Source organism: Rahnella aquatilis CIP 78.65 = ATCC 33071 (assembly GCF_000241955.1).
Lineage (GTDB): Bacteria > Pseudomonadota > Gammaproteobacteria > Enterobacterales > Enterobacteriaceae > Rahnella > Rahnella aquatilis.
The window spans coordinates 1,365,646-1,387,923 of sequence record NC_016818.1; the positions used below are offsets into that span (position 1 = coordinate 1,365,646).

The following is a 22,278-nucleotide window of genomic DNA, read 5'->3' on the forward strand; positions in this document are numbered from 1 at the left end:
TCCGCAGGTTGGTGCAGAGGAGATAATGATCAGCATAAGCGCGATGATTATCCTGCGCGGTGCGTCCAAACGGGCGGCGTTTGCCTATAAGTGAAAAATTGCCCGCATGACGCGGGCAGGCTTGAATCGAATTATGCAGTCAGACGCGCGGCGTCTTGTGCAATCACCAGCTCTTCGTTGGTTGGGATAACCAGAGCGGCGCGGGTGCCTTCTTTGTTGATCGCCCCGGATTTGCCAAAACGCGCAGCCAGGTTACGTTCGTGATCCACTTCAAAGCCCAGCAGACCCAGTTTAGCCAGAGACAGTTCGCGAACCATTGCGGCGTTTTCACCGATACCGCCGGTGAATACGACGGCGTCCAGGCGGCCTTCCATCAGCGAAGTGTACGCACCGATGTATTTCGCCAGACGGTGGCAGAAGACGTCCATGGCACGTTTAGCATCTGCTTTGGTGGTGTAATTATCTTCAACATAACGGCAGTCGCTGGTGACTTCAGTCAGACCCAGCAGACCTGATTCTTTGGTCAGCATTTTGTTGATTTGATCAACGCTCATGCCCAGAGAATCGTGCAGGTGGAAGATAATTGCCGGGTCGATGTCACCGCTGCGGGTACCCATCACCAGACCTTCCAGCGGGGTCAGACCCATGGAAGTATCCACACATTTACCGTTACGGATGGCACTAACAGAACCGCCGTTACCCAGGTGGCAAGTGATCAGATTCACTTCTTCCACGGGTTTGTTCAGCATTTTTGCGGCTTCCTGCGTCACGTAGAAGTGACTGGTGCCGTGTGCGCCATAACGACGGACGTGGTGATCTTTATACAGGCTGTACGGCAGTGCGTAGAGATATGATTCTTCTGGCATTGTTTGATGGAAAGCGGTGTCGAAAACGGCAACGTTTTTATCAGCCAGTTTAGGGAAAGATTTCAGCGCTTCATCGATACCGATCAGGTGAGCCGGGTTATGCAGCGGCGCAAACGGAATAGATTCTTTGATACCTTCGATAACAGCGTCGTTGATCAGCATTGATTTGGTCAGCTTCTCGCCGCCATGAACGATGCGGTGGCCGATTGCAACCAGTTCTGCGGACAGCTCAGGTTTTTTGCTCAGAATGTTATTAACGATGAATTTCAACGCTTCACTGTGTGCGGCGCCCGCACCTAAAGCGGCTTCTTCTTTGCCACCGTCCATTTTCCATTTAATGCGCGCTTCTGGCAGATGGAAACATTCGGCTAAACCTGAAATGTGCTCTTCGCCATTTGCAGCATCAATGATGGCAAACTTAAGGGAAGAACTACCACAGTTAAGAACCAGTACAAGCTTACTCGACATGGAAGTACCTATTTATTGTTGGTGCTGTTTAAGAAAAACAATACACGTGGTTAATAAATCGTCAGTCTGACATCAAGCGTAGCGCATAATGGCGGTGACAATTATGATTAACATCATGCCAGAGAGCCAAAACAGGCATGACGATGAAAAAGCTGAAGAATCGCCGGGCTTTGGTTTTTTTAAGCGTCCGGATAACAGAAATTAATCTGTGCAGTGCACGGCATATTTCGGTTTACGCGTCTTCAGGATGTTACTAATCAGTAAAAACACTAACAAAAAATACAATTACTAATTACAAATCCTCTCAGACCGAGGCACTATGCTTATTATGGGGATGAAAGATTGCAATTCACCGCTTTTACCCCAACTTTATATTGATCCCGTTGCCTGAGAGGGTTGCGAGGCTGCGATAGAATACCGACAGGTGCCAGCAAAAACAAAATATATTTTATCGTGGTAAACTACAGTTTGTGTTTTACAACTATTTTTTAAATTTTATACGCGAAGTTGAGGTGCAAAGATGACGAGTAAGCCAACAGGCTCCGTAGGCTGGTTTCAGGTATTCCAGCGCGGGCAGCACTATATGAAGACATGGCCGTCAGATAAGCGCCTGGCTCCGATGTTTCCGGAGAACCGGATTTCTACGGCCACACGTTTCGCGGTGCGCATCATGCCGCCGGTTGCGGTTTTTACACTGACGTGGCAAATCGCGCTCGGCGGACAACTCGGACTGGCTGTCGCCACAGCAATTTTTGCCTGTAGCTTGCCGATGCAGGGACTGTGGTGGCTGGGTCGCCGTTCTCTGACGCCGTTGCCGCCGGGATTACTCGGCTGGTTCCACGATGTACGCAATAAACTCGCTGAATCCGGCATGGCGCTGGCACCGATTGAAGGCACGCCGACGTATCAGTCACTGGCTGACGTCCTTAAGCGGGCTTTCAAACAGCTGGATAAAACCTTTTTAGACGATCTGTAAGTCTGATTTCCCTGCTTGCTGCGTCTGCCATCATCTATAGTCTTTCATAAGTCGCATTTCACCGGGGGAAAGTCTCCTCCGGTGATTATTTCAGATGAGATCCCGACCCAAATCAAAGAATGGTGTGCTTGAGATTTCGCAGAACTTTGCGCTATGCCATGCTTTGCTCATTATGCAGACATGAGGATTTTCACGATGGAAATGACGAACGCTCAACGCCTGATTTTGTCCAATCAATACAAAATGATGACCATGTTGGATCCCGATAACGCGGAACGCTATCGCCGGTTACAAACGGTGATCGAACGGGGTTTTGGTTTGCAAATGCGCGAGCTGGACAGGGATTTCGGGGAATTGCCGGAAGACACCTGTCGCACCGTGATTAACATTATGGAAATGCATCATGCCATGCAGGTGTCGTGGACCAATTTGAAAGACACGCAAGATTTGGATCGCCGCCGTATTGATTTTCTGGGCTTTGATGCTGCAACGGAATCCCGCTATTTAAGCTATGTCCGCTTTATGGTGAACACCGAGGGACGTTACACGGATTTTGATGCAGGCACGCACGGGTTTAACTCGCAGACCAAAATGTGGGATAAATACCAGCGTATGCTGGCGGTCTGGCAATCATGCCCGCGGCAGTATCATCTGAGCGCGGTAGAGATCGCGCAAATTATTAATGCCTGATGTAAACACTTAAAGGAGTCGCCTGTGCTTTGTAAGGGTTTTTTGTTCGACCTTGATGGAACGTTAGTGGATTCATTACCTGCAGTTGAGCGTGCCTGGGTGAACTGGGCGCTTAGCCGGGGTGTCAGCCCGCAGGATGTACTGGCGTTTATTCATGGCAAGCAGGCGATCACTTCTCTGCGTCATTTTATGGCGGGTGAAAGCGAAGAAACGATTCAAAAAGAGTTTCGTAAGCTGGAACAAATTGAAGCTACAGACACCGAGGGCGTAGCCGCTCTCCCGGGTGCCCATCTGCTGTTAAGCGAACTCAACCGGCAGAATATTCCCTGGGCGATTGTGACTTCCGGATCAATGCCAGTTGCCAGCGCGCGCCATAAAGCGGCGCATTTGCCTGAACCTGAAGTGTTTATCACCGCTGAACAGGTCAGACACGGCAAGCCTCAACCCGATGCCTATTTGCTGGGGGCAGAACGTTTAGGTCTGGCGCCGGAAGATTGCGTGGTGGTAGAAGATGCTGCTGCCGGTGTGATGGCCGGGCTGGCTGCGGGTTGCAAAGTTATCGCCGTCAATGCGCCTGACGATACACCCGGGATTGAAAATGTCGATTTCGATCTGACTACGCTGGAAATCCTGCTGGTCAGCCGTTCTGATGAAGGCGTGAAAGTCAGCCTGCGTTAAGGGCAGAAAAAATACAATTTCCCTGTATAAATTGATATAAACCTCGCCTGTGCGGGGTTTTTTTATGCCATTCTGATACCCGTTCCTGCCTCTCAATCTCAACGCAAACGGAGTGTGTTTTGACCGGTGAATTACTGTGGGTCGTCACGTTGCTGGCTATTGCGATGGTGCTGTTCGCACGCAATACACTGCGAATGGATATTGTCGCGTTGCTGGTCATTATTGCTTTTGTGCTCAGCGGCACGCTGACTATCAATGAAGCACTGGCCGGATTCAGTGATCCGAATGTTATTTTGATCGCGGCGCTGTTTGTGGTCGGACACGGGCTGGTGAGAACCGGTGTGGCGTATCAGGTCGGTGACTGGCTGATGAAAGTGGCGGGTAACAGTGAAACGCGGATGCTGGTTTTGCTGATGCTTACCGTCGCTGGTCTCGGCGCTTTTATGAGTTCCACCGGCGTGGTCGCGATCTTCATTCCTGTGGTGATCAGCGTCTCGGCGCGCATGAAAACCTCTCCCGCACGGCTGATGATGCCACTCAGTTTCGCCGGGCTTATCAGCGGCATGATGACGCTGGTCGCCACGCCGCCGAACATGGTGGTCAACAGCGAACTGCTGCGTGAAGGATTCGACGGTTTTGGTTTCTTTGGCGTCACGCCTGTCGGGCTGGTGGTGCTGGTGATGGGGATCGGATACATGCTGATTGCCCGTCGCTGGCTGTCATCAGAAGATGCATCACGGGGGCAGCAGCGCTGGAAGCGGCGAACCTTCCGGGATTTGATCCGTGATTATCACCTGACCGGCCGGGCGCGTCGCGTCACTATCCGTCCGGGGTCGCCTCTGGTCGGGCGCACACTTGATGATGTGCATCTGCGTTCCCGTTATGGCGCAAACGTGGTGGGCATTGAACGCTGGCGTAAATTTCGCCGCGTGATGGTCAGCGCGACGGGGAATACCGAACTGTTTGCCCGCGACGTGTTACTGCTCGATATGTCGGATCCTGAAATCTCCATCAGGCAATTTTGCACCGACGAAATGCTCGAGCCTATGGTGCTACGCGGCGAGTATTTCTCTGAACAATCGAGGGATGTCGGGATGGCCGAAGTGTCGTTAATTCCTGATTCCGAACTGCTCGGCAAAACGCTGCGTGACGTTGCCTTCCGTTCGACCTATGGCCTGAACGTTGTCGGGATCCGCCGTCAGGGTGAAGCACTGGAAGGCAAGCTGGTAGACGACCAACTGCAGCTTGGCGATATGTTACTGGTGATCGGTGACTGGAAATTGATCCGCCAGCTTCAGCAACAAATGCATGATTTTATTGTGCTTAATCTCCCCGCCGAAGTGGAGGAAGTCGCGCCTGCCCTGAGTCAGGCACCGCATGCGCTGTTTTGTCTGGCACTGATGGTTGCGCTGATGCTCACCGACGATGTGCCTAATGCTATCGCCGCCATTATCGCCTGTATGCTGATGGGTAAATTCCGTTGTATCACGATGGAAGGTGCCTATAAAGCCATTCACTGGCCAAGTTTGCTGCTGATAGTCGGGATGATGCCTTTTGCACTGGCACTGCAAAAAACCGGCGGTGTGGCGCTGATTGTGAAGGGATTAATGGAGGTCAGCGGCGGCTACGGGCCGTATATGATGCTGCTGAGTTTATTTATTCTCTGCGCCGTCATCGGGCTGTTTATTTCCAATACGGCCACCGCCGTACTGATGGCACCGATCGCGATCGCGGCGGCACACCAGATGGGCGTTTCACCTTATCCGTTCACCATGATCATCGCGATTGCTGCCTCAGCTGCCTTTATGACACCGGTGTCGTCACCGGTGAACACGCTGGTGATGGTGCCGGGCAACTACAAATTCGCTGACTTTATCCGCATCGGCGTGCCGTTTACGCTGATGGTGATGGTGGTCAGCGTGTTCCTGGTACCGGTGCTGTTTCCGTTCTGATCACATTGGAGAATCGAGGCTGATCTCATCCAGTGACAGACTGAAGCTCGGAATGAAGACTTCCATAAAATAGTCCATTTCCGGGCTTTTTCTGTCTGCCAGCGTTTTTTCAAGACGCGCTTTTGCCAGGGTGAACTCATTGTTTCCCGCAGACAATTCTTCCAGACATTTCAGGTATGCGCACAGCGCATCAGCCTGTTTGACGGTCAGTTTTTCTTCCTCAGTGTAATAATGTTCGTCAATCAGCGGGCGGAAATCTTCCTGTAATTCCTTAGGCAGCATTTCAATCAGTTTCTGCTGAGCAATTTTCTCAATCTTTTTGTACTCATGCGCGATTTGCGGATTGTAATACTTGATTGGCGTCGGCATATCGCCGGTAAGCACTTCGCTGGCATCGTGATACATGGCGAGCAGTGCAACACGTTCTGCGCTCAGATTGCCGTTAAATTTGCGGTTCTTGATCACGGCTAAAGCATGGGCGACGAAAGCGACTTGCAGACTGTGTTCCGACACGTTTTCGGTGCGGACATTGCGCATCAGCGGCCAGCGGCTGATCAGTTTGAGGCGGGAAAGGTGGGCGAAAAAATGGCTCTGATTCATAGCACTCTCAATAACTACGGTGAATGAGTGACTATTGTGAGCAGTGCGAAACCGTTATGCAAATGCGGAAATTGGCGGGGGAGAGAAAAGGGCGCCGTCGTCAGCGCCCTTACGTCATTACTGGCGGTAGGTTTCGAGGAAACGTCCCAGTTTGTTGACAGCCATTTCCAACTCATCCACGCGTGGCAACGTCACGATACGCACATGATCCGGATACGGCCAGTTGAATGCAGACCCCTGAACCAGCAGTACTTTTTGCTGTAACAGTAAGTCGAGCACCATTTTCTGATCGTCATGGATGTTGAAACGTTTGGCATCAATGCGCGGGAACATATACAACGCCCCCTTTGGTTTCACGCAGGAAACGCCCGGGATTTCATTGATCAGTTCCCATGCTCGATCGCGTTGTTCGACCAGGCGTCCGCCTGGCTGAATAAATTCGCTGATGCTCTGGTAGCCGCCCAGTGCAGTCTGAATAGCATGTTGCATAGGCACGTTGGCACAAAGGCGCATCGAGGCCAGCATTTCCAGACCTTCAATATAACCTTTCGCATGTTTCTTCGGTCCGTTCAGAACCATCCAGCCCTGACGGAAACCGGCCACGCGATAGGTTTTTGACAGACCGTTAAAGGTCACAGTCAGTAAATCCGGTGCCAGTGAGGCGATGGAAATATGCTGTGCTTCGTCATACAAGATTTTGTCGTAAATTTCGTCGGCAAAAATAATCAGATTATGTTCCCGGGCGATATCCACTATCTGCATCAGCAATTCTTTGCTGTATACCGCGCCGGTCGGGTTGTTCGGGTTGATGATCACAATACCGCGGGTGCGCGGTGTGATTTTGTCACGGATATCGGCAATGTCCGGGAACCAGTCAGCCCCTTCATCACACAGATAATGCACCGCATTACCGCCTGATAAGGAAACGGCGGCCGTCCACAACGGATAATCAGGCGCAGGGACTAACATTTCGTCGCCGGTGTTGAGCAATGCCTGCATAGACTGAACAATCAGTTCGGACACACCGTTGCCGATATAGATATCTTCGACCGTGATGTCACGCATGTCGCGCGCCTGGTAGTGCTGCATGATCGCTTTACGTGCAGAAAACAGACCTTTCGAATCACAATAACCCTGTGCGGTAGGAAGGTTGCGGATGACGTCGACCAGAATTTCATCTGGTGCATCAAAACCGAACGGCGCGGGGTTGCCGATGTTCAGCTTGAGGACTTTATTACCTTCTTCTTCAAGACGTTTTGCTTCTTTGAGCACCGGGCCGCGAATGTCATAACAGACGTTGTCCAGTTTGTGGGATTTTTCAATCGGGGACATGTAAGTGAGAGCCTTTTGCAGTAAAGCCTGTTCTTCCCTGGTGCAGAGCGACCGTAGAACAGTGCGAAGGGCTCAATTTACTCTCCCGCAGAGGGCATGAGAAGGGCTGTGCACCGCTTTGGTGAAAAACAGCAGTAAAGCAGGCTGTGGCGGGGTATTACCGTAGGGTATAAGAGGCTTAATGGTTTATTGTGCTGCGTAATGTGATTTTTGTGATTTTATATTTTGCAAATGTATGCTTTGTGAACAATAAATTCACTGTTTTTGCTGCGTTCCATCCGCTCCCTGACGTATCACTGAGTTGTCTTTATGCGCAGAACATCATGAAATCTTACCAAAGCTCGACAAATTCTGAAAAAAATGCAGGAAGCTTTGTTTTAGCGCTAAAAAACCTTAACAGGAGTTAGTTTTATTAATCTAATGATTAATAGCAAGTGCTGGATGAATGATCATGTTCTAAGTAAAGTCTTAAACGTATTTCCTGAGATTATGTAAATGCTTTTACAGCATATATTTTAGCAAATCGGTGTAAGTGAAATTTTATGAAACGAGAAAAATCTTAATGTTAGTTAAACATAAGCTTTCGGGCATAAAATGATTATTCATGTGACTCAATGAATTTATTGAATTATATTTTTAATAGTCAGTTTTATTGGTTAATTTACCTTATGTTTCCGTGCAATGCTATTGCGGGATATCCGCTTTATGTCAGCGGCAGGCGGTATTGTGAGGGATATGGAATGGTTTGTAGAGAAAGGTTATATTAAATAAGGAACTCTAATCATTTAGACTTTGTGTGGGATTATTATGCACAGGTTTAATGACGGAATGCTCACAATGACGAAAACTTTCATGCACAAATATTTCTCAATTTAGGTTATCAAATGAGTGAGTATCCGACATATCTGGTATTCTGCCTTTTGCGGGTACTTTGACGCACTATCAGGGTAGCTTGTTATTAGATTCTATAAAGTGAAGAAAAACTATGACAATTGCAAATCGTCCAATCCTCAATCTCGATCTTGATCTGTTGAGGACATTTGTAGCTGTTGCTGATTTAAATACGTTCGCTGCTGCTGCTGCGGTGTGTCGTACTCAATCGGCGGTAAGCCAACAAATGCAACGTCTAGAACAACTCGTTGGAAAAGAACTGTTTGCCAGACATGGACGCAATAAATTATTAACTGAACATGGTATTCAGTTATTGGGGTACGCACGCAAAATCCTTCGTTTTAATGATGAAGCCTGCACCTCTTTGATGTACAGCAACGTTCAGGGCGGGATAACGATTGGTGCGTCAGATGATACTGCTGACACCATTTTACCTTTCCTGCTCAGCCGCGTGACGTCCGTATATCCCAAGTTGTCTATTGATGTCCGCGTTAAGCGCAGTCCTTTCATGTTGTCGATGCTCGAAAGTGAAGAAGTGGATTTGGCCATCACCACGATGACGAACACCGATCACCCGCATATCGTTCTGCGTACATCGCCAACACTCTGGTACTGCTCAGCTGATTTTGCGTATCCCTCCGGCGACAGTGTTCCGCTGGTGGTGCTTGATGAGCCAAGCCCTTACCGGATGATGGCGATAGAGCACCTGAATCAGGCAGGGATCCCGTGGCGTATTGCTTATGTTGCGTCGACATTATCGGCAATTCGTGCAGCCGTGCGTGCGGGTCTGGGTGTGACAGCTCGCCCCATCGAAATGATGAGTCCTGAGCTGCGTGTTCTGGGTGAACAGGACGGTTTACCACGTTTGCCGGATACGCAATATGTGTTGTACAAAAATGCCCGTTGTGAGAATGAACTGGCAATGGCGATTTTCAATGCAGTTGAGCAAGGGAATGATCCCTATTCTCTCAGTGCCTATGGTCCGCGTCCGGTAGTGGATGATGATCATGAGTTCCTGGCAGACTCTCCAAGTTAAGATAATCCCCCGGCTTTACCTCCCGCCTCCATCTGACGGGGCGGGGGTAAAGGTTTCTACCTCTTTAGGGGTGATAAACTTATCTTTTTAGTCATTTTGTTTAATATCTTTCCTAAAACCCCTATTTTCCTTTATTAACCTTTCTCTTTCCGCGTCATGACTGTCATTCTCATCAGCTATCAACGTAGTAACTGTCGCAAAATACTGTCTTTTTTCAGGTTAAAAAAAAGCATCAAATTTTTCCGCTAATCGCTTGTCGTTTTTTGAAAATCAATAAAACTTGTTAAATGTGTGCCTTTTTATCTACCAAAATTGACAGAACTCTGACACAGATCAAAAAAATAACCCCATTAAGAGAGTGGAAGCGCTGTCTATTCCTGCGACAATAGTAAAGTTCGAAAGATGCAATAACTCCCGTCACAGGCCCATGCTTTATCACAGTATTTAACTGACACGATTTAGCTTATGTCCCGGCGCATGATATGTTAATTAAATGCTAAGCATGTAAACTAATGTGGAGATACTTTTGTCAAAGTTGACAAAAGGTTATAGAAAAGGGTAAAAAGCCCACAACAAATCACTGGCTTAATCCCTTGTTGAGCCGTGAACTGTGTGGTTTTTAATCCTTCCCTTGAATCGATGTGGTGCGCAAGCTGCCGACCTTACAGAGCAGATGCCAAAGTGCCACTTTTGATGAGTAAGCAATGAGTATGTCAACAGCCACTGAAGTCATCGCTCAACACTGGGCGTTCGCCGTTTTTCTTATCGTCGCAATGGGCCTTTGTTGCCTGATGTTACTGGGCGCTGCGTTTCTTGGCGGGAGAGCCAGAGCGCGATATAAAAACACGCCTTTTGAGTCAGGTATCGCCTCCGTCGGCACTGCCCGGCTGCGTCTTTCCGCCAAGTTTTATCTGGTCGCCATGTTCTTCGTCATTTTCGACGTTGAAGCCTTGTATCTCTATGCATGGTCAACGTCTATTCGCGAAAGCGGCTGGACCGGATTCGTTGAAGCCACCATTTTCATTTTGGTACTGCTGGCTGGTTTGTTCTATCTGGTGCGAATTGGCGCACTCGACTGGACACCTACACGTTCGAAAGGACCTGTTAAACCAAGCCCGGCGATTAATACCAACAGTCACCCTCAGTAAGCAGTCATAGCGAGGCATTAAGATGGACTATACGCTCACCCGCATAGACCCGGACGGTGAGAACGACCGTTACCCCCTGCAGTCTCAGGAGGTCGTCGGCGATCCTCTTCAGGAACAGGTTAAACGCAGCGTCTTCATGGGAAATCTCCAGGAATCACTGCATGGCATGGTGAACTGGGGTCGCAAAAACTCCCTTTGGCCCTATAACTTCGGTCTTTCCTGCTGTTATGTCGAAATGGTGACGTCATTCACTGCGGTGCATGACGTTGCGCGTTTTGGTGCAGAAGTGCTGCGTGCTTCACCCCGCCAGGCTGACTTTATGGTGGTAGCGGGAACTTGCTTCACCAAAATGGCCCCGGTTATTCAGCGTTTATACGATCAGATGCTGGAACCAAAATGGGTGATTTCGATGGGCGCCTGTGCGAACTCCGGCGGCATGTACGATATTTACTCTGTGGTGCAGGGTGTGGATAAGTTCCTGCCGGTCGATGTGTACATCCCGGGATGTCCGCCACGCCCGGAAGCCTATATGCAGGCTCTGCTGCTTTTGCAGGAATCCATTGGTAAAGAACGTCGCCCATTGTCATGGGTTGTTGGCGATCAGGGTGTTTACCGCGCGAATATGCAGTCTGAAAAAGAGCGTAAACGTGCTGAGCGTATTGCCGTGACAAATCTGCGTTCGCCGGACGAGATTTAACACTGCGGTCTGAGAGTCAACCCTGAGGGGCGGTGTCTATGAATATCCCCCTTACGGCATAAATGACCATTTTGTGTGGTGAAAAAAATATGACAGATTTGACGACGCAAGATTCCGCCCTGCCAGCATGGCATACCCGTGATCATCTCGATGATCCGGTTATCGGCGAATTGCGTAACCGTTTTGGGCCAGAGGCCTTTACTGTTCAGGCGACCCGCACCGGAATTCCCGTGGTGTGGTTCAAGCGTGAACAGTTACTGGAAGCGATTACCTTTTTACGAAAACAGCCAAAACCTTATGTCATGCTTTTCGATTTGCATGGCTTTGATGAGCGTTTACGTACACACCGCGACGGTTTACCGGCTGCGGATTTTTCCGTTTTCTACCACCTGATCTCGGTTGAGCGTAACCGGGACATCATGATCAAAGTGGCGCTGGCAGAAAACGATCTTCATGTTCCGACGATCACCAAAGTGTTCCCGAACGCTAACTGGTACGAACGCGAAACATGGGAAATGTTTGGTATTACCTTCGATGGTCACCCGCATCTGACGCGCATTATGATGCCGCAGACCTGGGAAGGGCATCCGCTGCGTAAAGACTATCCGGCGCGCGCCACCGAGTTCGATCCTTATGAGCTGACCAGGCAGAAAGAAGAACTCGAGATGGAATCGCTGACCTTCAAGCCTGAAGACTGGGGCATGAAGCGGGGTACCGATAACGAGGACTTTATGTTCCTCAACCTCGGTCCTAACCACCCGTCTGCGCACGGTGCATTCCGTATCATCCTGCAGCTGGATGGCGAAGAGATTGTCGACTGCGTACCTGACGTGGGGTATCACCACCGTGGTGCTGAGAAAATGGGTGAGCGCCAGTCATGGCACAGCTACATTCCTTACACGGATCGTATCGAATATCTCGGTGGTTGTGTTAACGAAATGCCTTACGTGCTGGCTGTTGAAAAACTCGCCGGTATTGTGGTGCCGGATCGCGTCAACACTATTCGTGTCATGCTCTCTGAACTGTTCCGTATCAACAGCCATCTGCTGTACATCTCTACGTTTATTCAGGACGTGGGCGCAATGACGCCGGTGTTCTTCGCGTTTACCGATCGTCAGAAAATCTACGATCTGGTGGAGGCGATCACCGGTTTCCGTATGCACCCGGCCTGGTTCCGTATTGGTGGCGTAGCGCATGATCTGCCGAAAGGCTGGGAGCGTTTGCTGCGTGAGTTCCTTGACTGGATGCCAGCCCGTCTGGATTCCTATGTCAAAGCGGCACTGAAAAACACCATTCTGATTGGCCGTTCCAAAGGCGTTGCTGCCTATAACGCAGACGATGCGCTGGCCTGGGGCACCACCGGTGCTGGCCTGCGCGCAACGGGTATCCCGTTCGACGTGCGTAAATGGCGTCCGTATTCTGGCTACGAAAACTTTGACTTTGAAGTGCCGACCGGGGACGGCGTTAGTGACTGCTATTCCCGTGTGATGCTGAAAGTGGAAGAACTTCGGCAGAGCCTGCGCATTCTGGAACAGTGTTACAAAAACATGCCGGAAGGCCCGTTCAAGGCGGATCACCCGCTGACCACGCCGCCACCGAAAGAGCGTACGCTGCAACACATTGAGACCCTGATCACGCACTTCCTGCAAGTGTCGTGGGGGCCGGTGATGCCTGCGCAAGAATCTTTCCAGATGGTTGAAGCAACCAAAGGGATCAACAGCTATTACCTGACCAGTGACGGCAGCACCATGAGCTACCGCACCCGTGTCCGTACGCCAAGTTTCCCGCATTTGCAGCAGATCCCGTCCGTAATCCGTGGCAGCCTGGTATCCGATCTGATCGTGTATCTGGGCAGTATCGATTTTGTAATGTCAGATGTGGACCGCTAACGATGACAGATATCAATAAAGACTCAGACGTTCAGTACATCAACATCAGCGAGCCTGTGGCACCGCCGGTGTTCGTGCTGAGTGACGCTGAACGTGAAGCGATTGAACACGAGAAACATCACTACGAAGATGCCCGCGCGGCCTCGATCGAAGCGTTGAAAATCGTACAAAAAGCGCGTGGCTGGGTGCCGGACGGCGCTATCTACGCGATCTCCGATGTTCTGGGCATTCCTGCCAGCGACGTTGAAGGTGTGGCGACATTCTACAGTCAGATCTTCCGTCAGCCGGTCGGACGCCATGTGATCCGTTACTGTGACAGCGTGGTGTGCCACATCACCGGTTATCAGGGGATCCAGGCCGCGCTGGAACAACAGTTGCACATCAAGCCGGGCCAGACGACCGAAGACGGACGTTTTACCCTGCTGCCGACCTGCTGCCTCGGTAACTGTGATAAAGGCCCGTCAATGATGATTGATGAGGACACGCACAGCCATCTGACGCCAGAAGCCATCGGCCAGCTACTGGAGCGCTACGCATGACATACACCCCGAGACATATCGAACGCACACCGGAGATGCACCCGCTGACCTGGCGTATGCGTGACGATAAACAACCTGTCTGGATCGACGAATACCGCAGCAAAAACGGTTACGTCGGTGCGGAAAAAGCCCTTAAAGGCATGGCACAGGAAGAAATCGTCAATCTGGTCAAAGACGCTGGCCTGAAAGGGCGCGGTGGTGCAGGTTTCTCCACGGGCCTGAAGTGGAGCCTGATGCCGAAAGACGAAAGCATGAATATCCGCTATCTGTTGTGTAACGCTGATGAGATGGAACCAGGTACGTATAAAGACCGGTTGCTGATGGAACAAATGCCGCACCTGCTGGTGGAAGGCATGCTGATCTCCGCATTCGCGCTGAAATCGTATCGTGGTTACATTTTCCTGCGTGGCGAATATATCGAAGCTGCGGTGAACCTGCGTCGTGCGATTGCTGAAGCGACTGAAGCAGGTCTGTTGGGTAAAAATATCCTCGGCACCGGGTTTGATTTCGAACTCATTGTTCACACCGGGGCAGGGCGTTACATCTGTGGTGAAGAAACCGCGCTGATCAACTCACTGGAAGGCCGTCGTGCTAACCCGCGTTCCAAGCCACCTTTCCCGGCGTCAGCCGGTGCCTGGGGTAAACCGACCTGTGTCAACAACGTCGAAACCCTGTGCAACGTGCCAGCGATTCTTGAGCACGGTGTGGACTGGTACAAAGGTATTTCTGCGGGCAAAAGTGAAGATGCTGGCACTAAACTGATGGGTTTCTCCGGCCGGGTAAAAAATCCGGGTGTCTGGGAACTGCCGTTTGGGACTACTGCACGTGAAATCCTTGAAGAATATGCCGGTGGCATGCGTGATGGCCTGAAATTTAAAGCCTGGCAGCCGGGCGGTGCGGGGACTGACTTCCTGACCGCTGACCATCTGGATTTGCCGATGGACTTTGCCAGCATTGGTAAAGCCGGCAGCCGTCTGGGTACGGCACTGGCGATGGCCGTCGACAATGAAATCGGCATGGTTCCGCTGGTGCGTAACCTGGAAGAATTCTTCGCCCGTGAATCCTGTGGCTGGTGTACACCGTGCCGCGATGGTTTGCCGTGGAGTGTGAAAATTCTGCGTGCGCTGGAACGCGGCGAAGGCCAGCCGGGGGATATCGAAACTCTTGAGCAGCTTTGCCGCCAGCTTGGCCCGGGCAAAACCTTCTGCGCACACGCGCCGGGTGCCGTGGAGCCATTGCAGAGTGCGATTAAATATTTCCGGGAAGAGTTTGAGGCGGGTATCGCCAAACAGCATTACAACAACGCGCGTGCGATTGCGGGCATTCAGCCAAACAATCTGCTGAAAGAGCGCTGGTAGTGAAGGCAACAGGCAGCGGACGTGAGCCCGCTGTGCGCGAAATCTCAAAACAAGAGACGCGTGGTCGTTTGTTTAACGCCAACCCGGCAAGAATTTTTGATTAACGCCCACTTAGTGGGCCACGTGGAAGCATGCTGACTATGGCTACGATTCATGTAGACGGCAAAGAATACGATGTAGACGGAGCGGACAACCTGTTACAGGCTTGCCTCTCTCTCGGCCTCGATATTCCTTATTTTTGCTGGCATCCGGCGCTGGGAAGCGTCGGCGCTTGCCGCCAATGTGCGGTTAAGCAATACCAAAATGCGGAAGACACGCGCGGTCGTCTGGTGATGTCATGTATGACACCTGCGTCTGATGGCACCTTCATTTCCATTGATGACGGAGAAGCGAAAGAATTCCGTGAAAGTGTCGTGGAATGGCTGATGACCAATCACCCGCACGACTGTCCGGTGTGTGAGGAAGGCGGTAACTGTCACCTGCAGGATATGACGGTGATGACTGGCCACAGTATGCGCCGTTACCGTTTCACCAAACGTACCCATAACAACCAGGATCTCGGGCCATTCATTTCTCATGAAATGAACCGCTGTATCGCCTGTTACCGTTGCGTCCGTTACTACAAGGATTACGCGGACGGCACCGATCTGGGCGTTTATGGCGCGCACGACAACGTCTATTTCGGTCGTCCGGAAGATGGCCCGCTGGAAAGCGAGTTTTCCGGTAACCTGGTAGAAGTGTGTCCGACCGGCGTATTCACCGATAAAACACACTCCGAACGCTATAACCGTAAATGGGACATGCAGTTTGCGCCAAGCATCTGTCAGCAATGTTCTGTGGGCTGTAACACCAGCCCGGGTGAGCGTTACGGCGAACTGCGTCGTATCGAAAACCGTTATAACGGTACCGTAAACCATTACTTCCTGTGTGACCGCGGTCGTTTCGGATACGGCTACGTGAACCTGAAAGATCGTCCGAAGAAACCCTTGCAGTTGCGTGGTAACGACTGGATCGAACTTAACGCTGAACAGGCGATGCAGGGCGCGGCAGATATTATCCGTCAGGCCAAGAAGACCATCGGTATCGGATCTCCTCGCGCCAGCCTGGAAAGCAACTTTGCCCTGCGTGAACTGGTCGGAGCCGAAAACTTCTATACCGGTATCAACGCGGCAGAGCAGGGGCGTTTGCAACTGATGCTGAACATTCTGCGCAACAGTGGTGTGCGTACACCGGCGCTGCGCGAAATCGAAGATTATGATGCCGTTCTGGTACTGGGCGAAGATTTAACGCAGACCGGTGCACGTATCGCATTGTCTGTACGTCAGGCCGTGAAAGGTAAAGCCCGCGCGATGGCAGCGGCTCAGCGTGTTGCCGACTGGCAAATCGCGGCCGTGCAGAATATCGGTCAGCATGCCAAGCATCCGTTGTTTATCACCAACGTGGATAACACCAAGCTCGATGACATCGCCGCTTACAATTACCGTGCCCCCGTTGATGAGCAGGCGCGTTTCGGCTTTGCGATCGCTCATGCGCTGGATAATTCTGCGCCAGCCGTTAACGATCTGGCTGACGGTCTGAATAAGAAGATCGATGTGATCGTGCAGGCGCTGACCGGTGCCCGTAAGCCCCTGATCATTACCGGTACCCATGCCGGTAGCGATGCCATTATTGAAGCGGCCGCCAATATTGCCAAAGCATTGAAAGCGGCAGGCAGCGATGTCGGCATTACTTTCGTGGCTTCTGCAGCCAACAGCATCGGTCTTTCGATGATTGGCGGCGGCTCGCTGGATGACGCACTTGAGTTGCTGGCCCGCGGTGATGCGGACAGCGCGATTGTGATGGAAAATGACCTTTACCGTCAGGCACCTGAAGCGAAAGTGAATGCGGCGTTAGACAATGTGCAGAACCTGCTGGTCGTTGACCATCAGCGTACGCGCATTATGGACAAAGCCAGCCTGATCCTGCCTGCGGCAAGTTTTGCAGAAAGTGACGGCACGCTGGTGAATCAGGAAGGCCGCGCTCAGCGCTTCTTCCAGGTTTACGACCCTGCTTACTACGACACGACTGTGACTATGCTGGAAAGCTGGCGCTGGCTGCACTCGCTGCATTCCACCATTAACAGTCGTCATGTTGACTGGACGCAGTTGGATCACGTTATTCAGGCGTGTGTTGCTGCGTTGCCACAACTGACCGGTATTGTTGAAGCTGCACCGGATGCCACATTCCGTATTCGTGGTCAGAAACTGGCGCGTTCTCCAATCCGTTCGAGTGGTCGTACTGCGGCACGCGCGAATATCAGTGTGCACGAACCGCGTCAGCCGCAAGATAAAGACACTATGTTTGCCTTCTCAATGGAAGGGAACAACAGTCCGACGGCCAACCGTAATCAGGTGCCATTTGCCTGGGCACCGGGCTGGAACTCCCCGCAAGCCTGGAACAAATTCCAGGGCGAAGTCGGTGGCAGCTTGCGTTTCGGTGATCCGGGTGTGCGTCTGTTTGAAGCTGGCGAAGCAAATCTTGAATACTTTACTGAGATCCCGGCTGCCTTTACGGCGCAGAGCGATAACTGGCGTGTAGCGCCTTACTATCACCTGTTCGGCAGTGAAGAAATGACACAGCGCTCGAAGGTTATCCAGCAACGTATGCCAGAAGCTTACGTGATGGTTAACCCGGCAGATGCCGCGCAGTTAGGCGTGAACGCAGGTTCTCAGGTGGAATTCACCTGTGCCGGTCAGACACTGACATTGCCGGTTCGTCTGAGTGAAACATTGAGCCAGGGCCAGGTTGGCCTGCCGCTGGGCTTGCCGGGGATTCCGCCGGTGCTGGTTGGCGCAACGGTTGAAAATCTGCGGGAGGCAGCACAATGAGCTGGTTTACACCTGTCGTGATTGATTCGTTGATCGCCGTTCTGAAAGCTGTCGTGATCTTGCTGGTCGTGGTGACCTGCGGGGCCTTCATGAGCTTCGGCGAGCGCCGCTTGCTGGGCCTGTTCCAGAACCGTTACGGACCCAACCGTGTCGGCTGGGGCGGTTCTCTGCAACTGGTCGCTGACATGATCAAGATGTTCTTCAAGGAAGACTGGGTTCCTAACTTCACCGACAAAGCCATCTTTACGCTGGCACCGATGATTGCGTTTACGTCCCTGTTGATCTCCTTTGCGATCGTTCCGGTCAGCCCGACCTGGTTCGCCGCAGACCTGAACATCGGTATTTTGTTCTTCCTGATGATGGCCGGTCTGACCGTCTATGCGGTGTTGTTCGCTGGCTGGTCCAGTAACAACAAATACTCGCTGCTGGGTGCGATGCGTGCCTCTGCCCAGACGCTCAGCTACGAAGTGTTCCTCGGTTTATCACTGATGGGCGTCGTGGCACAAGCGGGTTCTTTCAATCTGCAAGACATCGTCAATTCTCAGGCGCATGTGTGGAACATCATTCCGCAGTTCTTTGGCTTCGTGACCTTTGCGATTGCCGGGGTTGCTGTTTGCCACCGTCATCCGTTTGACCAGCCGGAAGCCGAGCAGGAACTGGCCGATGGTTACCATATTGAATATTCCGGTATGAAATTCGGTCTGTTCTTCGTGGGGGAATACATCGGTATCGTGACGGTCTCTGCGCTGATCGTCACCTTGTTCTTCGGTGGCTGGCAGGGGCCGTTCCTGCCGCCGTTTATCTGGTTTGCGCTGAAAACTGCTTTCTTCATGGTGATGTTCATTTTGATCCGTGCTGCTTTGCCGCGTCCCCGCTATGACCAGGTGATGTCATTTGGCTGGAAAGTTTGCCTGCCATTGACCTTGCTTAATCTGCTGGCGACCGCTGCGGTCATTTTGTACAACGCGCAATAAGGGGTGATGAAACCATGACATTGAAAGAATTAGTGGTCGGGTTCGGTACCCAGGTTCGCAGCTTGTGGATGATAGGCATGCACGCCTTCGCCAAGCGCGAAACCCAGATGTACCCTGAAGTTCCGGTCAATCCACCTCCGCGTTATCGTGGCCGTATCGTGCTGACGCGCGACCCGGATGGTGAAGAGCGCTGCGTTGCCTGTAACCTGTGTGCCGTAGCTTGTCCGGTAGGCTGTATTTCTTTGCAAAAAGCAGAAATGAAAGATGGCCGCTGGTATCCGGAATTCTTCCGCATCAACTTCTCACGCTGCATTTTCTGCGGTCTGTGTGAAGAAGCTTGCCCGACAACAGCCATTCAGCTGACGCCGGACTTTGAACTGGGCGAATTCAAACGCCAGGATCTGGTGTATGAAAAAGAAGATCTGTTGATTTCAGGGCCGGGTAAATATCCGGAATACAATTTCTACCGGATGGCCGGTATGGCGATTGACGGCAAGTCGAAAGGCGAAGCTGAAAATGAAGCCAAACCGATCAACGTCAAAGGTCTGATGCCTTAAGGAGCCGCAAGCATGGAATTTGCATTTTATATTGCAGCCCTGGTGGCCGTGTTGGCGACATTGCGTGTGATCACGCATACCAACCCGGTACATGCACTGCTGTATTTGATCGTCTCTTTACTGGCGATTGCTGCGGTCTTCTTCTCGCTCGGTGCGTATTTCGCCGGTGCCCTGGAGATCATCGTATACGCCGGTGCCATTATGGTGCTGTTCGTCTTTGTAGTGATGATGCTCAACCTGGGTAACGTCCAGGAGCAGGAACGCGCATGGCTCAAACCCGCCACCTGGATCGGGCCTTCGGTTCTGTCGGTAATCCTGCTGGTGGTGATGATCATGTCAATCCTCGGGTTGCACGATCACGGCATCAAAGGTGACATGGTTGATGCGAAAGCCGTCGGTATCGCGCTGTTCGGACCTTACGTTCTGGCGGTTGAACTGGCATCGATGTTGCTGCTGGCCGGTCTGGTCGTGGCATTCCATATTGGACGTGAACACAAACCGGGTGAAGTCTTTGGTGACGCACCGGTAACGACCGAAATGGCAACAAAAAGAAAAACGGAGGAGAGAGCATGATCCCTCTACAACATGGTCTTATTCTGGCCGCGATCCTCTTTGTGTTGGGGCTTACCGGGCTGCTGGTTCGTCGTAACCTGCTGTTTATGCTGATCAGCCTCGAAGTGATGATCAACGCGGCAGCGCTGGCGTTTATCGTGGCGGGAAGCTACTGGGGTCAGGCGGACGGACAGGTGATGTACATTCTGGCTATCAGCCTCGCTGCGGCAGAGGCCAGTATTGGCCTGGCGTTGCTGCTGCAACTGTATCGCCGTCGCCACACTCTGAATATTGATACTGTCAGTGAGATGCGCGGATGAACTTACTCTATTTAACAATTCTGTTCCCGCTGATTGGCTTCCTGTTACTGGCCTTTTCTCGCGGACGCTGGTCTGAAAATACCTCCGCTACCCTTGGTGTAGGTTCTATTGGTCTGGCAGCAGTGACCACCATTTACGTGGGCATCAATTTCCTCAGCCAGAAAGCGGCGGGCGTGGAAGTCTTTAACCAGCATCTGTGGAACTGGATGCAGGTCGGGGATTTCAACATTCCCGTCACGCTGACGCTCGATGGTTTATCGATGACCATGTTGTCTGTGGTCACCGGTGTCGGTTTCTTCATCCACATGTTCGCTTCCTGGTACATGCGCGGTGAAGAAGGCTATTCACGCTTTTTCGCGTACACCAACCTGTTTATCGCCAGCATGGTGATTCTGGTACTGGCTGACAACCTGCTGCTGATGTACCTGGGCTGGGAAGGCGTGGGCCTGTGCAGCTACCTGTTGATCGGTTTCTACTACACCCATCCGGCCAACGGTGCGGCCGCGATGAAGGCCTTCATCGTGACCCGTGTCGGTGACGTGTTCCTGGCTTTCGCGCTGTTCATCTTGTACCGCGAACTGGGTACGCTGAACTTCCGTGAACTGATGATTCTGGCACCGCAAAAACTGGCAGTGGGTGATACGGCTATCACCTGGGCGACCCTGATGTTACTGGGTGGCGCAGTGGGTAAATCTGCACAGCTCCCGCTTCAGACCTGGCTGGCAGATGCCATGGCCGGTCCGACGCCGGTTTCCGCGCTGATCCACGCCGCGACCATGGTCACCGCCGGTGTTTACCTGATTGCACGTACTCACGGCCTGTTCCTGATGGCGCCGGAAATACTGCATCTGGTGGGCATTATCGGTGCGGTCACGTTGGTTCTGGCGGGCTTTGCTGCGCTGGTGCAAACGGATATCAAACGTGTTCTCGCGTACTCGACCATGAGCCAGATTGGTTACATGTTCCTGGCGCTGGGCGTTCAGGCGTGGGATGCCGCTATCTTCCACCTGATGACGCACGCGTTCTTCAAAGCACTATTGTTCCTTTCTTCCGGTTCGGTCATTTTGGCCTGCCACCACGAACAGAACATCTTCAAAATGGGTGGATTACGTAAGTCCATTCCACTGGTGTATATCTGCTTCCTGGTCGGTGGTGCGGCGCTGTCCGCCTTGCCAATCATCACTGCGGGCTTCTTCAGTAAAGACGAAATCCTTGCGGGTGCGCTGGCTAACGGCCACCTGAATCTGATGGTTGCGGGTCTGGTCGGTGCGTTTATGACCTCGCTGTACACCTTCCGCATGATCTTCATCGTCTTCCATGGCGAAGAGAAAATCAAAGCGCATGCGGGTAAAGGCATCACTCACCACCTGCCGCTACTGGTGTTACTGGTTCTGTCCACCTTCATTGGCGCGATGATTGTTCCGCCACTGAAAGGCGTACTGCCGGATACCACTGAGCTGGCGCATGGCAGTGTGCTGACGCTGGAAATCACATCAGGCGTGATTGCAATTGCTGGCATTCTGCTGGCGGCGGCTCTGTATCTGGGGAAACGCTCGCTGGTCAACAGTATTGCGAAAAGCGCACCGGGACGTTTCTTCACAACCTGGTGGTTCCATGCCTGGGGCTTCGACTGGCTGTATGACATGATTTTCGTGAAACCTTATCTGTTGGTCGCGAAACTCCTGCAACGTGATCCGCTGAACTCGATGATGAATCTGCCTGCGCTGTTTGCCCGTCTGGGTAACCGCGGTCTGACTCTCAGCGAAAACGGTCAGGTACGTTGGTACGTCGCGTCAATGGGGCTCGGTGCAGTCGTTGTTCTGGCGCTGCTGCTGGTGATTTAAGCCTGCATTACAGGTGTAATTATCAATGCCGGTCTGTTCCCGTA

19 protein-coding genes are annotated in these 22,278 nt (G+C 51.9%); 16 read left to right on the top strand and 3 right to left on the bottom strand.

Annotated elements, in window-relative coordinates; translation table 11 throughout:
• Window positions 1-131: 131 nt before the first annotated feature.
• Window positions 132-1,334, bottom strand: a complete 1,203-nt coding sequence (ackA, locus tag RAHAQ2_RS06390) for an acetate kinase (protein WP_015696452.1) — start codon at window positions 1,332-1,334, stop codon at window positions 132-134.
• A 520-nt stretch (window positions 1,335-1,854) separates the two neighbouring features.
• Between ackA and yfbV the strand changes: the two genes are divergently transcribed.
• From yfbV to RAHAQ2_RS06415, 4 genes are all read left to right on the top strand, one after another.
• Complete coding sequence (yfbV, locus tag RAHAQ2_RS06400) at window positions 1,855-2,310, top strand: terminus macrodomain insulation protein YfbV (RefSeq protein WP_015696453.1); 456 nt, start codon at window positions 1,855-1,857, stop codon at window positions 2,308-2,310.
• 195 nt (window positions 2,311-2,505) lie between these two features.
• Window positions 2,506-3,000 (top strand): YfbU family protein, encoded by a 495-nt coding sequence (locus tag RAHAQ2_RS06405; RefSeq protein ID WP_015696454.1) that lies wholly within the window; start codon window positions 2,506-2,508, stop codon window positions 2,998-3,000.
• 24 nt (window positions 3,001-3,024) lie between these two features.
• Window positions 3,025-3,678: a sugar phosphatase gene (locus RAHAQ2_RS06410; protein WP_015696455.1), complete on the top strand. Its 654-nt coding sequence runs from the start codon at window positions 3,025-3,027 to the stop codon at window positions 3,676-3,678.
• Between the two features lie 119 nt (window positions 3,679-3,797).
• The gene (locus RAHAQ2_RS06415; RefSeq protein WP_015696456.1) at window positions 3,798-5,630 is read left to right on the top strand and encodes an SLC13 family permease; all 1,833 of its coding nucleotides are present in this window, start codon (window positions 3,798-3,800) and stop codon (window positions 5,628-5,630) included.
• Here RAHAQ2_RS06415 and yfbR read toward each other — a convergent pair whose 3' ends face one another.
• Entirely contained in the window at window positions 5,631-6,230 is a 600-nt protein-coding gene (gene yfbR, locus RAHAQ2_RS06420) for a 5'-deoxynucleotidase (protein ID WP_015696457.1), read from the bottom strand.
• Between the two features lie 117 nt (window positions 6,231-6,347).
• Entirely contained in the window at window positions 6,348-7,562 is a 1,215-nt protein-coding gene (locus RAHAQ2_RS06425; protein WP_015696458.1) for a pyridoxal phosphate-dependent aminotransferase, read from the bottom strand.
• Window positions 7,563-8,547: 985 nt separating this feature from the next.
• Between RAHAQ2_RS06425 and lrhA the strand changes: the two genes are divergently transcribed.
• The 12 genes from lrhA (at window position 8,548) to nuoL (ending at window position 22,234) form a co-directional block, all read left to right on the top strand.
• Window positions 8,548-9,489 (top strand): transcriptional regulator LrhA, encoded by a 942-nt coding sequence (lrhA, locus tag RAHAQ2_RS06430; RefSeq protein WP_015696459.1) that lies wholly within the window; start codon window positions 8,548-8,550, stop codon window positions 9,487-9,489.
• Window positions 9,490-10,193: 704 nt separating this feature from the next.
• Entirely contained in the window at window positions 10,194-10,637 is a 444-nt protein-coding gene (locus RAHAQ2_RS06435) for an NADH-quinone oxidoreductase subunit A (protein ID WP_015696460.1), read from the top strand.
• Window positions 10,638-10,659: 22 nt separating this feature from the next.
• On the top strand, window positions 10,660-11,334 hold the full coding sequence (locus RAHAQ2_RS06440) for a NuoB/complex I 20 kDa subunit family protein (RefSeq protein ID WP_013574590.1): 675 nt from the start codon (window positions 10,660-10,662) through the stop codon (window positions 11,332-11,334).
• An 89-nt stretch (window positions 11,335-11,423) separates the two neighbouring features.
• On the top strand, window positions 11,424-13,223 hold the full coding sequence (gene nuoC, locus RAHAQ2_RS06445) for an NADH-quinone oxidoreductase subunit C/D (protein ID WP_037038559.1): 1,800 nt from the start codon (window positions 11,424-11,426) through the stop codon (window positions 13,221-13,223).
• Between the two features lie 2 nt (window positions 13,224-13,225).
• The gene (gene nuoE / locus RAHAQ2_RS06450; protein ID WP_015696462.1) at window positions 13,226-13,762 is read left to right on the top strand and encodes an NADH-quinone oxidoreductase subunit NuoE; all 537 of its coding nucleotides are present in this window, start codon (window positions 13,226-13,228) and stop codon (window positions 13,760-13,762) included.
• Entirely contained in the window at window positions 13,759-15,120 is a 1,362-nt protein-coding gene (gene nuoF / locus RAHAQ2_RS06455) for an NADH-quinone oxidoreductase subunit NuoF (protein WP_013574593.1), read from the top strand. The genes nuoE and nuoF overlap by 4 nt, the downstream gene beginning before the upstream one ends.
• A 140-nt stretch (window positions 15,121-15,260) precedes the next feature.
• Entirely contained in the window at window positions 15,261-17,987 is a 2,727-nt protein-coding gene (gene nuoG / locus RAHAQ2_RS06460) for an NADH-quinone oxidoreductase subunit NuoG (protein ID WP_015696463.1), read from the top strand.
• The gene (gene nuoH, locus RAHAQ2_RS06465) at window positions 17,984-18,961 is read left to right on the top strand and encodes an NADH-quinone oxidoreductase subunit NuoH (RefSeq protein ID WP_015696464.1); all 978 of its coding nucleotides are present in this window, start codon (window positions 17,984-17,986) and stop codon (window positions 18,959-18,961) included. The genes nuoG and nuoH overlap by 4 nt, the downstream gene beginning before the upstream one ends.
• Window positions 18,962-18,975: 14 nt before the next feature.
• The gene (nuoI, locus tag RAHAQ2_RS06470; protein WP_015696465.1) at window positions 18,976-19,518 is read left to right on the top strand and encodes an NADH-quinone oxidoreductase subunit NuoI; all 543 of its coding nucleotides are present in this window, start codon (window positions 18,976-18,978) and stop codon (window positions 19,516-19,518) included.
• A gap of 12 nt (window positions 19,519-19,530) precedes the next feature.
• Window positions 19,531-20,091 carry an NADH-quinone oxidoreductase subunit J gene (nuoJ, locus tag RAHAQ2_RS06475; RefSeq protein ID WP_013574597.1) on the top strand — a complete coding sequence of 187 codons (561 nt, stop codon included), beginning with the start codon at window positions 19,531-19,533 and terminating at the stop codon, window positions 20,089-20,091.
• Complete coding sequence (gene nuoK / locus RAHAQ2_RS06480; protein WP_004936014.1) at window positions 20,088-20,390, top strand: NADH-quinone oxidoreductase subunit NuoK; 303 nt, start codon at window positions 20,088-20,090, stop codon at window positions 20,388-20,390. The genes nuoJ and nuoK overlap by 4 nt, the downstream gene beginning before the upstream one ends.
• On the top strand, window positions 20,387-22,234 hold the full coding sequence (gene nuoL / locus RAHAQ2_RS06485; protein ID WP_015696466.1) for an NADH-quinone oxidoreductase subunit L: 1,848 nt from the start codon (window positions 20,387-20,389) through the stop codon (window positions 22,232-22,234). Before nuoK ends, nuoL begins: the two co-directional genes overlap by 4 nt.
• Window positions 22,235-22,278 lie beyond the last annotated feature (44 nt).

What these genes read in the sequence shown, in the direction of transcription:
- yfbV (WP_015696453.1), top strand. Translation starts at nt 1,855, where the DNA reads ATGACGAGTAAGCCAACAGGCTCCGTAGGCTGGTTTCAGGTATTCCAG.
- nuoL (WP_015696466.1), top strand. Translation starts at nt 20,387, where the DNA reads ATGAACTTACTCTATTTAACAATTCTGTTCCCGCTGATTGGCTTCCTG.
- RAHAQ2_RS06440 (WP_013574590.1), top strand. Translation starts at nt 10,660, where the DNA reads ATGGACTATACGCTCACCCGCATAGACCCGGACGGTGAGAACGACCGT.
- nuoI (WP_015696465.1), top strand. Translation starts at nt 18,976, where the DNA reads ATGACATTGAAAGAATTAGTGGTCGGGTTCGGTACCCAGGTTCGCAGC.
- nuoE (WP_015696462.1), top strand. Translation starts at nt 13,226, where the DNA reads ATGACAGATATCAATAAAGACTCAGACGTTCAGTACATCAACATCAGC.
- yfbR (WP_015696457.1), bottom strand. Translation starts at nt 6,230, where the DNA reads ATGAATCAGAGCCATTTTTTCGCCCACCTTTCCCGCCTCAAACTGATC.
- RAHAQ2_RS06405 (WP_015696454.1), top strand. Translation starts at nt 2,506, where the DNA reads ATGGAAATGACGAACGCTCAACGCCTGATTTTGTCCAATCAATACAAA.
- ackA (WP_015696452.1), bottom strand. Translation starts at nt 1,334, where the DNA reads ATGTCGAGTAAGCTTGTACTGGTTCTTAACTGTGGTAGTTCTTCCCTT.
- nuoJ (WP_013574597.1), top strand. Translation starts at nt 19,531, where the DNA reads ATGGAATTTGCATTTTATATTGCAGCCCTGGTGGCCGTGTTGGCGACA.
- RAHAQ2_RS06435 (WP_015696460.1), top strand. Translation starts at nt 10,194, where the DNA reads ATGAGTATGTCAACAGCCACTGAAGTCATCGCTCAACACTGGGCGTTC.
- nuoC (WP_037038559.1), top strand. Translation starts at nt 11,424, where the DNA reads ATGACAGATTTGACGACGCAAGATTCCGCCCTGCCAGCATGGCATACC.
- nuoG (WP_015696463.1), top strand. Translation starts at nt 15,261, where the DNA reads ATGGCTACGATTCATGTAGACGGCAAAGAATACGATGTAGACGGAGCG.
- nuoH (WP_015696464.1), top strand. Translation starts at nt 17,984, where the DNA reads ATGAGCTGGTTTACACCTGTCGTGATTGATTCGTTGATCGCCGTTCTG.
- nuoF (WP_013574593.1), top strand. Translation starts at nt 13,759, where the DNA reads ATGACATACACCCCGAGACATATCGAACGCACACCGGAGATGCACCCG.
- lrhA (WP_015696459.1), top strand. Translation starts at nt 8,548, where the DNA reads ATGACAATTGCAAATCGTCCAATCCTCAATCTCGATCTTGATCTGTTG.
- RAHAQ2_RS06425 (WP_015696458.1), bottom strand. Translation starts at nt 7,562, where the DNA reads ATGTCCCCGATTGAAAAATCCCACAAACTGGACAACGTCTGTTATGAC.
- nuoK (WP_004936014.1), top strand. Translation starts at nt 20,088, where the DNA reads ATGATCCCTCTACAACATGGTCTTATTCTGGCCGCGATCCTCTTTGTG.